The following is a 16,075-nucleotide window of genomic DNA, read 5'->3' on the forward strand; positions in this document are numbered from 1 at the left end:
GTCGATACGCCAATCGCGCAAACAGAAGGGGCGAGCAGCACCGCTGCCCGCCCCGTCGTGTCGTCGAGAGGTTCGGTCGGGTCAGGTCCGGCTGACGATCCAGTCGTTCACCCGCCTTTCCAGGATCGACAGTGGCTGCGAGCCCGAGGCGATGAGCAGGTTGTGAAAACCGCGCAAGTCGAACCTTGCGCCAAGCTTGGCCTCGGCCTTGCGGCGCAGTTCCATGATCTTGAGCATGCCGATCTTGTAGCCCGTGGCCTGCCCCGGCAGCGTGATGTAACGGCGGACTTCCGAGCGCGCGGATTCGAGCGGCTGCCGTCCGGTCTGGCTGAGATAGGCCACGGCCTCGTCCTCGCTCCAGCCCTTGGCGTGAATGCCAGTGTCGACAACCAGGCGCGCGGCGCTAAACAGTTCGGCGTCTAGCCGCATGAAGTCGGCGGCGATATCGGGAAACGCGCCCATTTCCTTGCACACGGCTTCAGCATAGAGGCCCCAACCTTCGCCAAAGGCGACATAACCGGTGGCGGCGCGAAACTTTGGCCCGCCCTTCTGCCGCACCTGGATATCGCCCTGCGTGTTATGGCCGGGCACCGCTTCGTGACACATCAGCGTGTAGAGCGCCGCCGGGTCCTTGGTATTGCCCGCGAGATGGACATAAGTGCGCGCCGGGCGCGCGCCATCGGGGCTGGGTTGCGAGGCATGGGCTGCGCCGCCCGGCACCTCGGAGAAGGCAGGCTCGCGCACGACCTCGATCCGGTATTGCGGGAGCTGGCCGAAGTATCTGGGCAGCAGCGTGCGGGTGTGCGCGACGAAGGCATTGGCCGTGGCGAGATATTCGGCCCGCGCCCCATCGTCCCAGGGCCTGGACGGATAGAGGCGTGCTCGCTCGGCGTAGAAGGCCTTGCGGTCTTTCAGGCCGGCCTGCCGGGCGAGCGCGTCCTGTTCGGCCTCAATCCGCGCGACTTCGGCACGGCCGATCTGGTGAATCTCGTCGGCAGTGAGGTCGGTCGTCGTATTGAGCTTCAGGGCATTGGCGTAGAAGGCCGCACCGCCCGGCAGCGAACCTGCGCCGACCTTGCCGCTGGGCGCAAGCGGCAGGCTTTCGGCACCCCAGGCGATCACCCGTTGGTATGCCGGCTGCAAGGCCAGGATCGCGGCACGCGCTTCGTCGAGCAGCCCGTCAGCCTCTTGCTGTGGCAGCTTGCCATCCTTGACCAGCGCCGCGGTCTTGGCCTTCACGTCCGCCCAGAGTGCGGCGTCAGGCCCCTCGCCGAACGGTGCGCCACCGATCAGCTTCTGACTGGTCGACATGACCGTTTCGACCTGAAACTTCGGCGCGCGGATACCCAGCGCCTCGCTCTGCTTCGTGCGCGCGATCGCGATATCGAGCACGGCGGGGATGCCGCGCACGCGGGCGATGTAGTTCTGCAAGTCCGTGACATCGGCGACGGTGTGGGTGTTGATCAGGAAATCGGGCAACTGGCTGTGGACGGAATAGAGCCGCGAATAAAGCGGCGGCCGGTACTTGCGATCGGCATTGGCAAGCGCGGCACGGTCGGCCTCCATTGCCCAGATATCGTAATTAACCTGTGCTTCGGGTGACAGGCGCGCGCGATCGAACTTGGCGCGCATGCGCTTGACGCTGTCCTGCCGCCAGGCGACTTCGGCATCGGCTGCGGCCTCGGAAATATCGGTCCACTTGTCGCCGCCCTGCTTGAGGCCGAGCCGCGTTGCCAGTTGTGGCTGCTGCTTGAGGTATTCGTCGAATTCAGCATCGAGGAAAGCGGTGAGCCTGGCATCTTCGTCAGCGGGCGCAGTGGCTGAGGCAGTAACGGCTGGCGCCGCAAATGCTCACGGTGCGGCAAGGCCGGCAAGCGTGACCAGGCTGGCGGCAATCTTCACTCTCATGCGCGTTCCCTTGTTCATGATATCCTGCACGCTTTGTGGAAGGCGATGGCGGAACAACGCAATACGTCCGATGGCGATTTCGTCACATATGAAACCGGCTTGGCGCAAAAGACGCAATCGCGGCCCGCTCGATGGACGACACGGTTGACGAATCCGGTGCGATCATGTCACAGGCCGCCTGTCCGGCGCTCCCGGACCTTGCCGCCTCACGGCCGCGCGGGTGTAGCTCAATGGTAGAGCAGCAGCTTCCCAAGCTGAATACGAGGGTTCGATTCCCTTCACCCGCTCCAAATCTTCGGATTCCAATAGGGCAATGAAAAACATGGGAAAAACTCCCATGTTTTTGCCTGTGTAGGAATTGTGTAGAAAAACTTTTGGATTTGAACTGCGCCCTGCGCATCATCCGCTTTTGCCACAGATGCGTCCAAGTCCCTCTTGCTGATGTCGAAATCGCTTTCGCCTGATCGAGGCTAGGTCCCTGCTTTGAACTTCGCTGAGCCGTTGGTCTGTATCTGGTAGCGTATGGTAAGTGAGTCGGCGGCTGCGCCCCGAGTGTCGTCGTCCACCTTGATAACTTGGACGGCGGCATAGAAGCCACTGGCATTGCGCAATATGGCTATCTCGCCCAGCTGGGGCGTTCGGCACCTTGAGCTGAAATCGAAGTTAAATGCATCGTCGATGGCATCAATATCGCTAATCCCCTTTGCAATGGCGATGCCATGGATTGATGGCGGGTCATTGTACAGATGGATGCTTTCGTTGCTCGCCTTAGACCACATGGTCTCGAATACGCATGGCCCGCTACCAATGATGAACCTGCCATCGTGCGCGCTGTAGTCAAAGGTGACCTCACCAGCCACCGCTTGTGATGTGGGTGGTGGCATATCAGAAGCTTTGCCAGCCGATGGGCCATGTCCCACCTTTTTAGCAATCAGTGCTGCCAGCTCAGCTGGGGTCAATGATTTGGCATCGAGATACTGAAGGGTCGATGGAATGCCCGGAACCTCAGTTGCATCAAACCGCACTGGCAAGACATATTCGGAATCGTCAGCGATCTGTCGGCTAAGCGCAGCGCGGCGCTCATGCCGCGTCCAGCTTTTGGCAACATATTCCGCTGAGATGAACATGACGACATATTGCGCATCCTGCGCAAACACTTGATGAAAGTGCTCCACGCCGTCCTTACCCCAGAGATTTACGGCTTCAAACCTGTCGTAGAATACAGCGATGCGTTTCGCGGCGAGCCATCTTGCGACTTCGTCAACATAGTCCCGTTGCTCGCCCGCAAAAGAAAGAGCGACCTGGTAGGCGCGGTTCGTCGATGGGGATGGAACGTTCAAGGGTGCCTCCGTGGCTTTCGGTTCAGCAATCGGGAATAGCGCCCGTTTGAGGGCCTTTGCTTGAGCAAGGATGTCTTGGGCTTCGGCACCGTCCCAAAGACCGGCATCGTATGGCTTGGGAAACCTCACTCCATCTCCGCGAAGGATGCGGTCCTTTTCGACAGCGGTGCGCCGAATCCTGTGAGCGAAGCTGATAAGCTGTCCGGTACACTCATCAAGCGCCTGTAGTGCGACTTCCGGCGCATACGGTCGGATGGCCTCTTCGATCCAAGCAAACTGTTCGATGATTTCTTTCCGGACCCCGCGTACGACCGCATCCCAGTAGATTGTTTGAGCACTGCCAGAGTAGCAGATACCAGCGTAGTGGGCATTTGTGCCATCGAACAGGTCGAGCTCTACCGTTTGTTCACCGCCGATATGGTGCCATTTGAAGAACCACTGATTGCGGAACCACGCATAGCGTTCATCAAGACGAAGCTTCAAGCGTGTGGTGGTGGGTGTCATGTGGCAGGCTCCTGCGACCGCGCAAATGCCAAAATTGACCCCGAGCGTGGGCGTCTTTCGCGCGTGCTACGGTCGCGTAAATGGGACGCCTTGCAATGGAGTAGATGACTTTTCATGATTCATCGGGCGGGTCTGTTTCCCCAACGTCGGGCTGCTCCCATGACGCAGCTACGGCAGGCCAATTCGGCACAACGCCTGCGTGATTTAGCCAAGTCTCCCAGAATTTTGGATCGTCAGATCGTGGGCGCTGAGGCTTTTCGAGGTTACGTACTCGGAGGAGAACAGGCGTTGGGACCGCCCAACCTAGTAGAATAGCCTGTTGAGATGGAAGGGTTGGCAACTCGCCGAGTAAACTCCCGAGCGCATCTGGAACAAGTCGGCGAACAAGGTTTTGGTCGACATCGTTGACAATGCGATGGAGGAGGAATGAATTGCATTGAGCCAATACCGTAGGTGAAAGCTCAGACGGTCGCTGGGATGCTAAAACCAAGCCCAGTCCAAATTTGCGGCCTTCCCGCGCGATGCGCTCAAAGGTCTGACGGCAGAGTTCAGCAGCCTGCGTGCTCGCGCCAGCGTCGGCGTCTTTCCGGACAAATGTATGGGCTTCCTCAAGAACCATGACGGTCGGCAAGGCTGCATTCCCTGCCTGAATGTGACGCTGCAAGGCCTCAAAGATAAGCCGTGAAATCACCGCAACCGCGATGTGCACAACATCGGATGGAACAAGCGACAGGTCGAGAATGGCCAGCGGTTCCGGTGCATTTTCTCCAGGGCCGAGAAGCGCACTCAGCCAAGCCGTCAGAGACTCCGCGCCATCCGTATCGATGACGGGGCGCAATCCTGCGTCTCCAAGGTTGACCTGGATCCGATTGATCAGGGGTTCAACATTGTTCACGGCTTGACCGCCGGTCGCCATCGCTACCTCATGGATGCGGTCCGGAAGCTCGTCAACATTAAAGCGGACCGGCGCGTCCTCGCTAATCTCACCGTGCGTGGAGGCCGTCGGGAAAGCGTCGGTGATACTTCGCAGTGCAGCCAAGACTGCTTCTAGGTCCTGCGGTTGAAAGTCGTTAAATCTCGGATTGCCCTGCCAAATGTAATGCCGAGCGTCGTGAACACCCTGCACAACGGGACGGATAGCGACAATCGCATCACGCAAATCAATGGCGTCATTGCCGTAGGTGGTTAAGTTGTTCTCATCGGATTGGGTCAGACTTATGAGGCCTTCCAGCAAGGAACCGAAGTCGCGATTGCGCGGAAATCCTGCGACGCTCTGCGGCAAATCGGAATAGAGCTGTTCAAGCTGCCGAACGTAACCATTGTATCGCCTTACTGCCTGCGATCTGGCGGTAACGGCGGATGACCCTGCGTTCCGTAACTGCCGAAGTGCCCTCAGCAAGAGCGGTCGTTGAACGCCGGGCTGTGCGGACGTAAAGGCAGCCCATTCCTGGCCGTTCCAAAGCCAGCCCGGAACGGTAAGCGCTCGCGCCCCGTCCCTGCCTCCGACGGCGAACCGCCGGACAGGTATTGTGCCGTCCTCAAAGGCTTGCGAGTACTCTCCGTTGGGATCGAGGATAATGAAACGGGCATTGGCGGGCGGCGCATCTGAGTGCGGCTCCGCACCTTGCGCCTGTTGTGCCACGCTTTCCAGTGACCAACGGACAATTCCGGCAACGGAGCACGACTTTCCGCTGCCGGTGTTGCCGAGAATGGCAAGGTGGCGACCAAAGAGCTTATCGGGGTGGACCCAAACTCTGGCGTTGCCAGCAAACGGGGCCGTCCCAACCTCAATCACCCTGTCGGCGTTCCGGGCCTCTACAATTGAACGGAGTTGGACCGATGTCGGAAGTAAGACTGGATCGCCAACAGAGGGTAGCACCGGTACGCCGCGCTCCAGACAGTAGACCGGCTGACGCTCAGCGTCATTTCCTTCGAGTATGAGCGTGCCAAATGGAATGGCCGTGATGGTGCGCGCAGGAAATGGTAGATCGACAAGCGCATCATCTTTCGATCCCGCGCCACCTTTGGCGCGGATGATCGAGATGCCCTTAATGACAGCCACGACGGCACCTGTCTCGTTAGGAATCAGGACATAGGCGTTGACGCGGGGAAAGCCGGTCGGGCTGCCGGTGTTGAGAGCCGTAGCCTGCGGAGTTTCGTTGAATAGGACGACGTTCAGCTCCTCAGCGGTAACGTTCTCGACGCGCCCGACGGTCAGCGAACCGATACGATCAACGATTGTGGTCATACCACTCCGTCACCTTCACCGATTTCCGAAGATGAGCTTCTGCCGCGCCGCTCCACAAGCTCGCTCATTCGGATTGTCAGCGGGTCGATCGCCGGTTTGGGTAAGTAATGCTCCACTAGCATTTTCAAGTCGCCAAAGTGGGTGCCGAGCAACAAGGAAAGCTGTTGCGGTCTGCCAACGTGGGAGACAAAAGACGCAATTCGTTCGTGAGGCTTCATACTCCACCCCAAGATGACCAGATGCGTGGAGGGCAGAGTGAGCATGTCAGCGATGATACGGTTAATGTGGTCGTCGCCAAAGCCGTAGCCGTAAGTGACGAGTACGTTATTGGGTTGGCAAATAGCCGATGAAAGATCTCGGAATAAATCTGCATAGGGATATGCAGCAGTTTCCAAATCTTTTGCCGAATTTGGATAAATCATTACCGAGTTACGTGGACTCGTCGGGACAGAAGGGTGTTGGGCGTGGGCACCAAAAGGCAATCCGGTTCGATAAAGCCTTGGTTTCTCGTAGCGCCAGTCGAGTGAGCCGTGGAGCTTGGTAAGGTGCACAACTCCTTCCAGATGCCGGGGCTCGCCCCGAATGCCCGGCGGTGTGTAGTGCATGTCGATCCGCAGCCTGGACGACCGGAATTCGGGCTCTATGGCACCGATGAAGCGATCAATAATGCGAAGACCAGCATAATCGCAGCCGCGCTCTAGCACACGGTCGTAGTTTGTTGTGAAGACATGAAGCCGTTCCCGAGACGCAGCGCGGCTGGCGAAACTCATAAGGAAAGAAACGAGAATTTCACGGCCAGACGGACTTCCGTCCGTTGGCGCTTCCTCGAGAGCATCCCGAATGCTCGCCTCAGTGGCGAGCACGTCACTGATGAAGCCACTAAGCACCTTGTCGATTGCCGCTTCCCAGATAGCGGCGTCTGTGTGCCCAAGGATTTGCAGCCCGCTGAGCAATGACAGCGCAGCGGACAGTTCGTCTTCAATATTGGCGCTGCCCCTTCCAATTGCCGTGGCCAGTTCTTTCGCCTTCGCGCTGACGCGATCCTCGTGCGGGCAGCCGACAAAACCTGCGCCGGTCATGCTCGTGGGCTTTCCACCGACGTAGCTGGCTAGCCCGGTAGTGAAGCCGTTGCCGACAAGAAGGGAGAGATGCTCGGCCTGAAATACTGCAGAAAGCCATGGCTCTATGCGCTTGCGCCAGTGGCTGATTTCCTTTGCTGGGTCCACTGGCGTCGAAGTTTCACCACCAACGTGAACAATATGGTCATGGTCCCACCGCATGTTGCCCTCAGGTTTATTTTGGGTTTGTTGGCCGCGTTTCAACAAGAGAAGCGCGGCTTACATCATAAAAGTAATTGCTGATTGTGCCATCCTTGATGCGATCTACTACATCATCAATGACAAAGCGCGGAACAAGGAACCACTCACGCGGCGTGACCGGATTGCCGAACCGGTCTTTGATTTCGATGTTTAGTCGCGCTGGTTCAAAGACCCGGTGGATCAGATTTTCCAGCTTGGTGCGGTTGATGTTGTAGAGCGTGTAGGTAGCGACCACTTCCACATCCGCGAGAAGGAAGGTCGCGTCCAGCTTTGCATTGGCGATGCGTTTTTGCACATAGCCGCCGGTCACGCCAATCTTGTGCAGCACTTCCCGGTTGGCTGCGACAACCGGATGCTCGGACTTGCTGCGCAGCACATAGATTGTCCCGCTGGCCAGGTCGTCTTCCTGTGGTTCGTCGGAAAATGGCGAAGGCTCTTCCCGCACAAATAGCGGCCCCGCCTCGGGGTCGGTAATCCGGCGTCCTGCCTCGTCCTTATGCAAGGCGCGTTGGAGCGACCGCATCAGCATGTTGCTCTCGGTGCCATTATCAAAAATCACCCGCAACCGCGCATCGGTGCGGGCCTGAGCATTTGTGAAAATCTCACCCATCTCGGCCACATAGGCCTTCTGGCCGCCGACAATGAACCATGCACCGGGCCGGATTTCGGCCTTCAGCTCAAACGGGCGCGACGCTCGAATGCCTGTCTCCAGCTCACGCTGCACCTGGTCAAACAAGGGTTTGAAATTCGCAAAGTCGGCGCAACGCTCGCGATTGGCAATCTCCTCGGCAGCGCGCTTTTCCTCCGCCGTGCGGACATGGCGTAGCTCTGTAATCTCCGGCGTTCCTAATGAACCCTCCAGTTCCGCAAGCAGCGCATCGATATCCATATCGGCAGGATCGTCCGTCACGGCGATGGCATTGGCATCAAGCAGGCGCTGGCGGTCCAGCGGTTCTAGGATTGCACGGCAATCTTCCTGGGCACGGAGCCGATCAAGGCGCGTGGCATAAAGCCGCTCAAAGATGTCCCGCTCTTCCCCATGCCGTGGCGCGTGGCCGTGCTCATCGACAAATCGCTGGATCTCCTCGAATCCAGCGATGATCCGCTCTTCGCGCGGGCTTCGCCCGGTCTTTTTCTCAGGTGGCGCAAAATCCGACAACTGCTCGGCAAGCGCATCAAGATCGAGTTCATCCGTCATAGCGGCCCTCTTTCTTGTAGCGCATGAAGGCGGCAGCGCCTTCGGCCAGTTTGCGTTCGTAAGCATCGGCGGCGGTGATGGAAGGTGGTCGCTGGCGCTCCTTGATGAAGCGCGCGGCCCGCACGGCGTAATCCTTGGCTTCATCGGGGGTGAAGCTGGTCCGCTTCCCAGCAATGGCAGCGGCCACCTGCTTCAAGCTGGCTTCGCTCATGGTTTTGGCCAAGATGGCATAGGCCTGCTGGAAGGGATTAATGCGGTCGATCAGGTCGATGTCGAGTTCCCGCACGTCCATGGCAAACTTGCGCACCCCGTCGATCAGCGCCGTGTTGGCGCTGGGCTCGTCGTCGCCACCCTTCGCCTGCTTACCCTCATCGCCCATGGCGATACGGGCAGCCTGCTGGGTGAGGTTCAAGGCAGCAATGGCATGCTGCCGGACAGCTTCTTGATCCTCGTCGTCTAGCTCGGGGTATTTGTCTTTGATGATCCTGCCCATGCGAAGTTGCGTGAGCTCCTCCGCAACAAGGTCGCCGCCTGCATGGTCGCCCTCGAACAAGCCGCGCTCAATCGTGCGTTTGTCCTGCACGAAGGTGGCAATCACCTCGTTTAAATCTTCCTTACAGATGCGGGTAGCCTCTTTGCTTTTGGGCTCTGCCAGACCCTTGATCTCGATCTGAAACTGCCCGGTCTGCTCGTTGAAACCGACATTGCACTGGTCGGGTTTGTAGCCTTCTCCCCCGTAATCGAAGCCCGGTGCGGGGCCGCTTTGCGGGTTCTTCGGCGTGAAGTTGAAGCGCGGTGCCAGCACCTGTTCCATCAGCAAGCTCGCCGCGATAGCTTTCAGCGTATCGTTGACCGCTTCGGCCACCGCCGATTCAGATGCGTCCGGCTCGGCGATCAGATTGGTGAAGCGGGCACGGGCTTTGCCGGGCGCATCGCGCGTGGCGCGGCCAATGATCTGCACGATTTCGGTCAGGCTGGCGCGGTAGCCCACCGTCAGCGCGTGCTCGCACCAAATCCAGTCAAAGCCTTCCTTGGCCATTCCCAGGGCAATGATGATGTCCACATGCTCGCGGTTGTTCTTCTGCGCGGGATCTTTCAGCGCAGCGGAAACGCGGTCGCGCTTGGCGGCGTCATCGTCCACCAGGTCAGCAATGCGCAAAATCTTCCCGTCTGCCGTCTTCACCAGCTGGAAGCCGGTGGCAGGATCGGTTCCCTGCCAGTCGCCCAGCTCCTCGATGATGTGTTCCACCTCGCGAATTTTGTCTTTCGTGCTCTCGCGCGAATTGACGTTGGGGATGTGGATGATGGTCTTCTCTGCCGGGTTCAGCACCGCGAGAATGTCGTCGGTGTAGGAGCCGGAATAGAAGAAATACCCGATGTCGAGCTGCTTCAGATGCTCATAGCCATTGAGCTGCTCGTAGTAGGTGTAGGTGACGGTATCGAATTTGGCTTCGTCGCCAGGTGCAAGCACGGCCTCGGCATCGCCCCGGAAATAGCTGCCTGTCATGGCGACGATATGCACCTTATCGCGGGCGATGAACTCGCCCAGATGCTTGCCCAGCACATTATCCGGGTTGGCGGAAACGTGGTGGAACTCGTCTACGGCGATCAATCGGTTGTCGAATGCTTCGATCCCGAAACGCTCCACCGCGAAGCGGAACGTCGCATGCGTGCAGACCAAAACCGTGTCGTCGCTGACAAGGAAGCTGCCGACGGAATTGACCTTGCCACCGTCTTCCCCCGGCGCGTTGCACAGATTCCATTTCGGCTGCACCGTCCAGTCAGCCCAGAACCCGTATTTGCTCAACGGCTCGTCGGCGAAGCTGGAGCCAATGGACTTTTCCGGCACCACAATGATGGCCTGCTTCACGCCCTGATTGGCCAGCTTGTCGAGCGCGATGAACATCAGCGCCCGGCTCTTGCCTGACGCGGGCGGCGATTTGATCAGCAGATATTGCTCGCCGCGCTTTTCATAGGCGCGTTCCTGCATGGCGCGCATGCCCAGCGCATTGGACTTGGTGGAATTGCCGTTACGGGCATAGGATACGGAAACCGACGGGATGTTGTTTTTGTCGATGGTCATGCAGCGGCCCCCGTCTTCCGTTTTTTCGTTGCTCCCGCGCCAGCGGTCATTTTCGTGTACAGCTCAAACAGCTTCTCCAACCGTTCGGTGTCGTTCTTGAAGCGGCGGCCAATGTAGATGCGCTCCATTACCTCGTCGTTGCGCTCATGCGCTTCGCGCAGTTTAGCTGGCATTTTCTCTGGGTCGTATAGTTCCGCAATTGTAGCCGGGAAGTGAGCTTCACGCGCCAATAGAATGTCCTCGGCACAGCGGGTAAGATCGGCCTTGTTCTTGTCGGTAAGCGAAGGGACAGGAAAGTTATTCCATCCGATAGTGCCGCTGTAGGACAAGTCAGTTCGCATCCTGACGCAAACCGTTGCAATCCAAACCCAGTGAAGTTTTGATGAAATAATAGCAAACTCAAAAAGCTGCGGGTCGAGCAAAATGCAGGCACGATTGCTGACAATGGTATCCGCACTCAAAAGATCAGCTGTAACAAACGGCCTTCGTTCGGAAACTACCTTTGGGACAGCAATTTGTTGTTGCCTTGGTTGATTTATCCAAGCAAAGCGATGTGGTCGGTTGATCGCAGTCTTTGCCCGGGTCCCGGCTTCATTTCTGAATTTCCGAACCTTTTCAATCCTTTCGTAAATTGCCGGAATATTAATGGCATTATTTAGCGTGTCATTTTCTATCCAAATGCACCATCTCTGGTGGCCATTTACTATCTCGGTTGATCCAAGAAACAGTCTAATGAACGCAGACGCTTCAGGTGCCTCTGCTAGAAGATCATCGCGCTCCTCTTTTGATAACAACAGATGACCACCATCAAGGGGACCGCTGCCATCTGCAATGCAAGACAAGCCGTTTAATGGGGCGCGCGCCGCGTCAACAAAAATCTGAGGTGCGGGAAGTAAATAGGCATTAATTTGATCTACTTCACGGGCAGTCGACTCTGCACCGTCGCCTTCATTAAAAATGACTTTTTCTCGTTTGTTTTTTAGGCAAATACCAACAATCACGACGGTCACGCCAGCATTGTGGGCGGCCAAGTTTGCCCATTTCAGGCTTGTGTGAGCGAAGAAAATTTCATGACCCAATTTCGCTATCATTGGCCACAACAGGGGCACGTGGGCACCTTGGCAGACAGAGTTGGTAGCAACGAATGCTGACGAGGCTTCCGTGTGCCTTCCATATTCGGCTGCCTTGACAAACCACGCAGCAACGTAATCGAGAGATTTCCAACCGGCCAACCGCCCTTCAAAAATAGATGACAGGTCTGCCTTCTGCTCGTCAGTTTGCCACTTGCTGCCAAGATATGGCGGATTGCCGCAAATGTACGTCTCTCCACCTTCATTCTCGAAATCGATCTGTGCTTGGTCGAGCGGCGTTGCAAACAGGTCATCGCTTACAAGCTTTACGCCCGTTCCCGTTGGCGGGCAGATAGAAAGCCAATCGAGCCGCAGCGCGTTGCCACAGGTGATCCAGTTTTCGGCATTAAGCGGCAGAAACTCGGCGAGAGCCAGCTTCTGCCCCCGGTAGAGCGCATCGCATTGAAACTCAGCAATGATCAGCGCCAGCCGCGCAATCTCTGCCGGGAAGTCGCGAAGCTCGATGCCCCGAAAATTGGTCAGGGGGATGTCGGATGCGCGCGCGGCTTCGCCACGGCGGCGGTTAATCTCCGCCTCAATCTCCCGCATTTCCTTGTAGGCTATGACCAGGAAATTGCCGCTGCCGCAGGCCGGGTCGAAGACCCGGATGCGGGCCATGCGGTTGCGCAGGTTCAACAGCTTGCGGGGGTTGTCACCGGCCTCGGCGAGCTGCTCGCGCAGGCTATCGAGAAAGAGCGGATTGAGCACCTTCAGGATGTTGGGGCGGCTGGTGTAGTGCATACCCAGTGCGCCGCGCTCTTCATCGTCGGCCACGGCCTGGATCATCGACCCGAAGATGTCGGGGTTGATCTGGGTCCATTTCAGGTGGCCGATATGCAGCAGGTACGACCGGGCGATGCGGCTGAATCTCGGTACGTCGAGACTGCCAGAGAACAAGCCGCCATTCACATAGGGAAAACCGTTAGCCCAGCTGCGGATGCCTGCGGCTTCCCGATCCTTGATCGCGGTATTCATCGCCCGGAAGATTTCGGCGATGACCTCATGGGTATTGGATGAGTCCTTGGCGCTCATCTGATCGACGGTGGCGGTGAACAGGCCGCTGCCATGGAAGATGTCGGTATCCTCGGCGAAGAAGCAGAAGATCAGCCGGGCCATGAAATGGTTCATGTCCGGTCGGCGCTCGGCGGTGCTCCAGTCGGGATTGTCTTTCAGGAGCTCAACATAGAGCCGGTTGAGGCGACTGGTGGCGCGGATGTCGAACGCGCTATCGCGCACCTGCTTGACGGTGGTGATGCCAGCCAGCGGCAGGAAGAAGCCAAAATGTTCTGGGAAGTCAGTGAATGCGCAGGCGACGGTCTCGCCGGATTCTAAATCCTCGGCCTCGAACGTGTCGCCGTCAGTGGCCAGAATGAACTTGGCCTTGCCGCGCGCGGTGGCGGGGCTGCTGCGCAGTGCGCCAAGCATAGCGGCCACTTCGCCGGGGTCGGCGACCGCCAGATGGATGTTGCGGGTTTGCAGCACGCCACCCACATCGGACTTATTGGATGCGCCCGTACGCAGCCGCTTGATGGTGGTGGCTTTGTTGCCGAAAGCTTCGAGGAACTGATACGGGAACTCTTCCCGGTCGAACGGGCGTTCGGCCAGGGCAGATACGGCTTCTTCGATCTCAACGGCGTTCATTGTGCTGTGCAATTCCAATGGCATGGCGGCAATCCGCACGCCTTGTCCAATTCGCACATGGGCCGCGATGACAGAGAGGGCGCCGGAGCTGCCTTGCCAGAAAATGGCCGGGCGCGATGGTTACGGCAAGCGAAAAGATGGCAATAACATCGATCTGGCTGGTTCTCTGCCGGTAGGAATTGGGGCGGTCATGCGACCGCCCCCGTCATCGTGCGTTCGGTGATAACGCGCATCACGAGGCGACCCTGGAGGGGGATCGCATCGCAGGTGATGGAGAAGCCCATGCCATCCTGATTGGGCCAGGCGGCCCCGATGGGCGTCCAACTGGCGTTCTTGCCTTCGCCAACGACACGGTAGATGCGGTGGGTCGGCTTGCGACTGGGATTGCTGGTGGTGGTCATGATGATGCTCCTTTGGTGATGATCCGCGAGACCATCTCGCGGCTTCATGGGGAGCCAAGGGCACGGCGCATGGAGCCGCTGGTCACACCCCGCGCCAGCGCGCCCGCAGGGCATGGAGCTGCACAAGCCAACGGCGCGGAAGCGAATGGGGTTGATCGGCGGCGGCGCAGTGCCAGCACGCTCACCGCTCAGAAGCCGGTGTGGTTCTCTCACGGAGCTGTTGCCAAACGGATGATGGCGACAAAGCAGCGTGGCCTTATATCAGCCCTCGCGCTATGTCCGGTCGTATGCCGCAGGGAAAGTCAGCCGAATCCTTTGAATTTGAGCCTACGCCAGAGCGTCGGCCTCGCGCAGGCAAGGCGGGGGATGACTACGACCGCGCGCTGCGTGACCTGAGGGCACGCATGGGCAACTCTTTATTCAAGCCCTACGGTGATCATCCGCCGCGACGCGCGCTAGATGGGCGAATTGGTGATCGCTATCTGGAGATCGGCAGCCTACACATCTATTCCTCATATTATGATCTTGGCACCGTCTTATGCGGCTATCTTCTGAATGCTGCCAGGAAGGAAAAATACAATTCCTATGAGTTGTTAGAACTATGCGTGCTCATGCAAGAGCAAATGGAGTATTTGGGTAGGGATGTAAAGTTCAATTATCTAGAGGTTGATATTCGAGGAAAAAAAATATCGGTCGTAATTGTGGTTGGAGATAGCGATTTTCTTTTTAATACGTATAATCATAGATGGAATTTTGAGCCACAGCGATCACGAACTAGCTTTAGATTTATCGACCGAAACCCACAGCAAAAGCGTTTTTCAGGCGAACCGAACGGGTTGAGCCAGCTGGTTGATCGCGCGCTGCGCAGTGCTGGGGTTGACCCATACCATGGGCCCGCTGTCGCACGCGCCCTTGCAGAGGAAATGAAGAGCGAGGGGCTTACCCTTGGCCCGTCTGCTGAGCTTTCCGCGCTACCTGCCGTATCACTGCCTGATCAGGCACCCGAAATCTACCAAGGGCTTCGCGGTCCAGAGACCCCGCCGGAGTTCGTAAAACGCGTGTATGGCCCCTGGCTGGGGCAAGGCCTGACGCGCGCCGACATCCGCAAGCTCGATCCTAAGCTCTCGGTCGCCATCACTAACTGGCTGAGCCGCTCCGGCAACGAATGGCCCGCTGATGTCGATCTGCCAACTAAGGCAGAACAAAACGAGAGACTCCTCAGTGCCGGGCCGGACGCAATCCGGGAACATCTAGGGAAATTCACCGGACAGGAAGCGCTGCGCGAAGCCGCGAGGATCAATGCAGCAGCGCATTACAGAAAATAATGCAAAACCTATAGATATTGCATTGACCTTCTGACGCGAATCACGCACCTTCATCACAGGGACCGAATCACTCGGTTCCCTGGCCAAAATCAGCACATTGCGGTGACTTTCCGCCTCACCCCCCTGTTGGGTGAGATTGGCCCCGCTCGGTCTGGTTCTGGCCCTCAACGATGGAGGTGATGATGACCGATACTTCCACTACCGCATCGCCTAGGTCGGACGATGTGTTCGATGCCGCCTTGAAGCGCATTGCGATCACGGCGGGTGCAACGATTGCCGGTGCGGTGATCGGCGGCATTCTGCTGCCAGGACCGGGCGCGGCGCTCGGTGCCAAGCTGGGGGCCTTCCTCAGCGGAGCCAGTGACGCGGACGGCTGAGTCCGCATCCAATAACCTACCAAACGCACAACTCCCCTTCACGCGGCGCAGTGCTGTGCCCGCGACGGCCCCCGGCTGCGCCGCGTGCTCTTGTCCCAAGAAAGGAACCCTGACCATGCACCGTTGCACTTGCCCCCGCTGCCAGTCGCCGAATGTCACCTCGAATCGGCTGGACCCTGTCCATATCGACCGCACCATGCAGGCCGCTCAGGCGGTTCAGACCCTCGGAATCCCGCGCCTGTCGATCCTCGCCGGTCTCGGCGCGGTCGCCATCCGGGCGGTCGATGCGCTGCGCAAGGATAGTCGCTGCATGGACTGCGGCTACGTCTTCAATGCGTGACTGGTTCGCGGACGCGTTCGGCTCCGCCATCGCGGATGTGCGGCAGAAGCTGATCGAAGAAGGCTGGTTCGGGCGGACGGTGACGCCGCGCCCGTTTGACCGGACGCGTTCGCCGGATCGTGAGTCCACCTTTGCCCAGCAGGCGGGGTGGGAAATGCCTGCGGATCGCAGGCCCCAACCGGAGCGGGAGCTGGGTATCGACCGATAGGTCAGCCCCCCTCCGAACGGAGGACGCGCTATGCGCCACGACCTACTCGATAC

Annotated in this window: 12 protein-coding genes and 1 tRNA gene; 5 read left to right on the forward strand and 8 right to left on the reverse strand. The window is 58.4% G+C overall.

Features of this window, described 5'->3' with window-relative positions:
• Nucleotides 1–81: 81 nt before the first annotated feature.
• The gene (locus tag B9A23_RS09630) at nucleotides 82–1,737 is read right to left on the reverse strand and encodes a DUF885 domain-containing protein (RefSeq protein WP_254895065.1); all 1,656 of its coding nucleotides are present in this window, start codon (nucleotides 1,735–1,737) and stop codon (nucleotides 82–84) included.
• Nucleotides 1,738–2,124: 387 nt separating this feature from the next.
• On the opposite strand from B9A23_RS09630, the gene B9A23_RS09635 reads away from it, so the two are divergent.
• A tRNA-Gly gene (locus B9A23_RS09635) sits at nucleotides 2,125–2,198 on the forward strand.
• 180 nt (nucleotides 2,199–2,378) lie between these two features.
• Here B9A23_RS09635 and B9A23_RS09640 read toward each other — a convergent pair.
• The 7 genes from B9A23_RS09640 to B9A23_RS09670 form a co-directional block, all read right to left on the reverse strand.
• Nucleotides 2,379–3,752 (reverse strand): toll/interleukin-1 receptor domain-containing protein, encoded by a 1,374-nt coding sequence (locus tag B9A23_RS09640; RefSeq protein ID WP_084278630.1) that lies wholly within the window; start codon nucleotides 3,750–3,752, stop codon nucleotides 2,379–2,381.
• Between the two features lie 112 nt (nucleotides 3,753–3,864).
• A complete protein-coding gene (locus tag B9A23_RS09645; RefSeq protein ID WP_084278631.1) occupies nucleotides 3,865–6,000 on the reverse strand; it encodes an ATP-binding protein in 2,136 nt (711 codons plus the stop codon).
• Complete coding sequence (locus tag B9A23_RS09650) at nucleotides 5,997–7,322, reverse strand: SIR2 family protein (RefSeq protein WP_139797401.1); 1,326 nt, start codon at nucleotides 7,320–7,322, stop codon at nucleotides 5,997–5,999. Before B9A23_RS09650 ends, B9A23_RS09645 begins: the two co-directional genes overlap by 4 nt.
• Nucleotides 7,294–8,517: a GIY-YIG nuclease family protein gene (locus tag B9A23_RS09655; RefSeq protein ID WP_084278633.1), complete on the reverse strand. Its 1,224-nt coding sequence runs from the start codon at nucleotides 8,515–8,517 to the stop codon at nucleotides 7,294–7,296. Before B9A23_RS09655 ends, B9A23_RS09650 begins: the two co-directional genes overlap by 29 nt.
• Nucleotides 8,507–10,600, reverse strand: a complete 2,094-nt coding sequence (locus B9A23_RS09660; RefSeq protein WP_084278634.1) for a DEAD/DEAH box helicase — start codon at nucleotides 10,598–10,600, stop codon at nucleotides 8,507–8,509. The genes B9A23_RS09655 and B9A23_RS09660 overlap by 11 nt, the downstream gene beginning before the upstream one ends.
• Nucleotides 10,597–13,371, reverse strand: coding sequence for a class I SAM-dependent DNA methyltransferase (locus B9A23_RS09665; RefSeq protein WP_084278635.1), 2,775 nt, complete (start codon nucleotides 13,369–13,371; stop codon nucleotides 10,597–10,599). Before B9A23_RS09665 ends, B9A23_RS09660 begins: the two co-directional genes overlap by 4 nt.
• Before the next feature lie 188 nt (nucleotides 13,372–13,559).
• Nucleotides 13,560–13,772, reverse strand: coding sequence for a hypothetical protein (locus B9A23_RS09670; protein ID WP_084278727.1), 213 nt, complete (start codon nucleotides 13,770–13,772; stop codon nucleotides 13,560–13,562).
• A 287-nt stretch (nucleotides 13,773–14,059) separates the two neighbouring features.
• Here B9A23_RS09670 and B9A23_RS22210 point away from each other — a divergent pair, with 287 nt between their 5' ends.
• The 4 genes from B9A23_RS22210 (at nucleotide 14,060) to B9A23_RS09685 (ending at nucleotide 16,022) form a co-directional block, all read left to right on the forward strand.
• A complete protein-coding gene (locus tag B9A23_RS22210) occupies nucleotides 14,060–15,097 on the forward strand; it encodes a hypothetical protein (protein WP_139797402.1) in 1,038 nt (345 codons plus the stop codon).
• 182 nt (nucleotides 15,098–15,279) lie between these two features.
• Nucleotides 15,280–15,474 carry a hypothetical protein gene (locus B9A23_RS09680; RefSeq protein ID WP_139797403.1) on the forward strand — a complete coding sequence of 65 codons (195 nt, stop codon included), beginning with the start codon at nucleotides 15,280–15,282 and terminating at the stop codon, nucleotides 15,472–15,474.
• Between the two features lie 115 nt (nucleotides 15,475–15,589).
• The gene (locus B9A23_RS22215) at nucleotides 15,590–15,814 is read left to right on the forward strand and encodes a hypothetical protein (RefSeq protein WP_139797404.1); all 225 of its coding nucleotides are present in this window, start codon (nucleotides 15,590–15,592) and stop codon (nucleotides 15,812–15,814) included.
• Entirely contained in the window at nucleotides 15,807–16,022 is a 216-nt protein-coding gene (locus B9A23_RS09685) for a hypothetical protein (protein ID WP_084278638.1), read from the forward strand. The genes B9A23_RS22215 and B9A23_RS09685 overlap by 8 nt, the downstream gene beginning before the upstream one ends.
• Nucleotides 16,023–16,075 lie beyond the last annotated feature (53 nt).

This window comes from Novosphingobium sp. B1 (genome assembly GCF_900176395.1).
GTDB lineage: Bacteria > Pseudomonadota > Alphaproteobacteria > Sphingomonadales > Sphingomonadaceae > Novosphingobium.

Excerpts from the sequence above, each read along its gene's own strand:
- B9A23_RS09640 (WP_084278630.1), bottom strand. The coding sequence starts at position 3,752 with ATGACACCCACCACCACACGCTTGAAGCTTCGTCTTGATGAACGCTAT.
- B9A23_RS09645 (WP_084278631.1), bottom strand. The coding sequence starts at position 6,000 with ATGACCACAATCGTTGATCGTATCGGTTCGCTGACCGTCGGGCGCGTC.
- B9A23_RS09655 (WP_084278633.1), bottom strand. The coding sequence starts at position 8,517 with ATGACGGATGAACTCGATCTTGATGCGCTTGCCGAGCAGTTGTCGGAT.
- B9A23_RS09660 (WP_084278634.1), bottom strand. The coding sequence starts at position 10,600 with ATGACCATCGACAAAAACAACATCCCGTCGGTTTCCGTATCCTATGCC.
- B9A23_RS09665 (WP_084278635.1), bottom strand. The coding sequence starts at position 13,371 with ATGAACGCCGTTGAGATCGAAGAAGCCGTATCTGCCCTGGCCGAACGC.
- B9A23_RS09670 (WP_084278727.1), bottom strand. The coding sequence starts at position 13,772 with ATGACCACCACCAGCAATCCCAGTCGCAAGCCGACCCACCGCATCTAC.
- B9A23_RS22210 (WP_139797402.1), top strand. The coding sequence starts at position 14,060 with ATGCCGCAGGGAAAGTCAGCCGAATCCTTTGAATTTGAGCCTACGCCA.
- B9A23_RS09680 (WP_139797403.1), top strand. The coding sequence starts at position 15,280 with ATGACCGATACTTCCACTACCGCATCGCCTAGGTCGGACGATGTGTTC.
- B9A23_RS22215 (WP_139797404.1), top strand. The coding sequence starts at position 15,590 with ATGCACCGTTGCACTTGCCCCCGCTGCCAGTCGCCGAATGTCACCTCG.
- B9A23_RS09685 (WP_084278638.1), top strand. The coding sequence starts at position 15,807 with ATGCGTGACTGGTTCGCGGACGCGTTCGGCTCCGCCATCGCGGATGTG.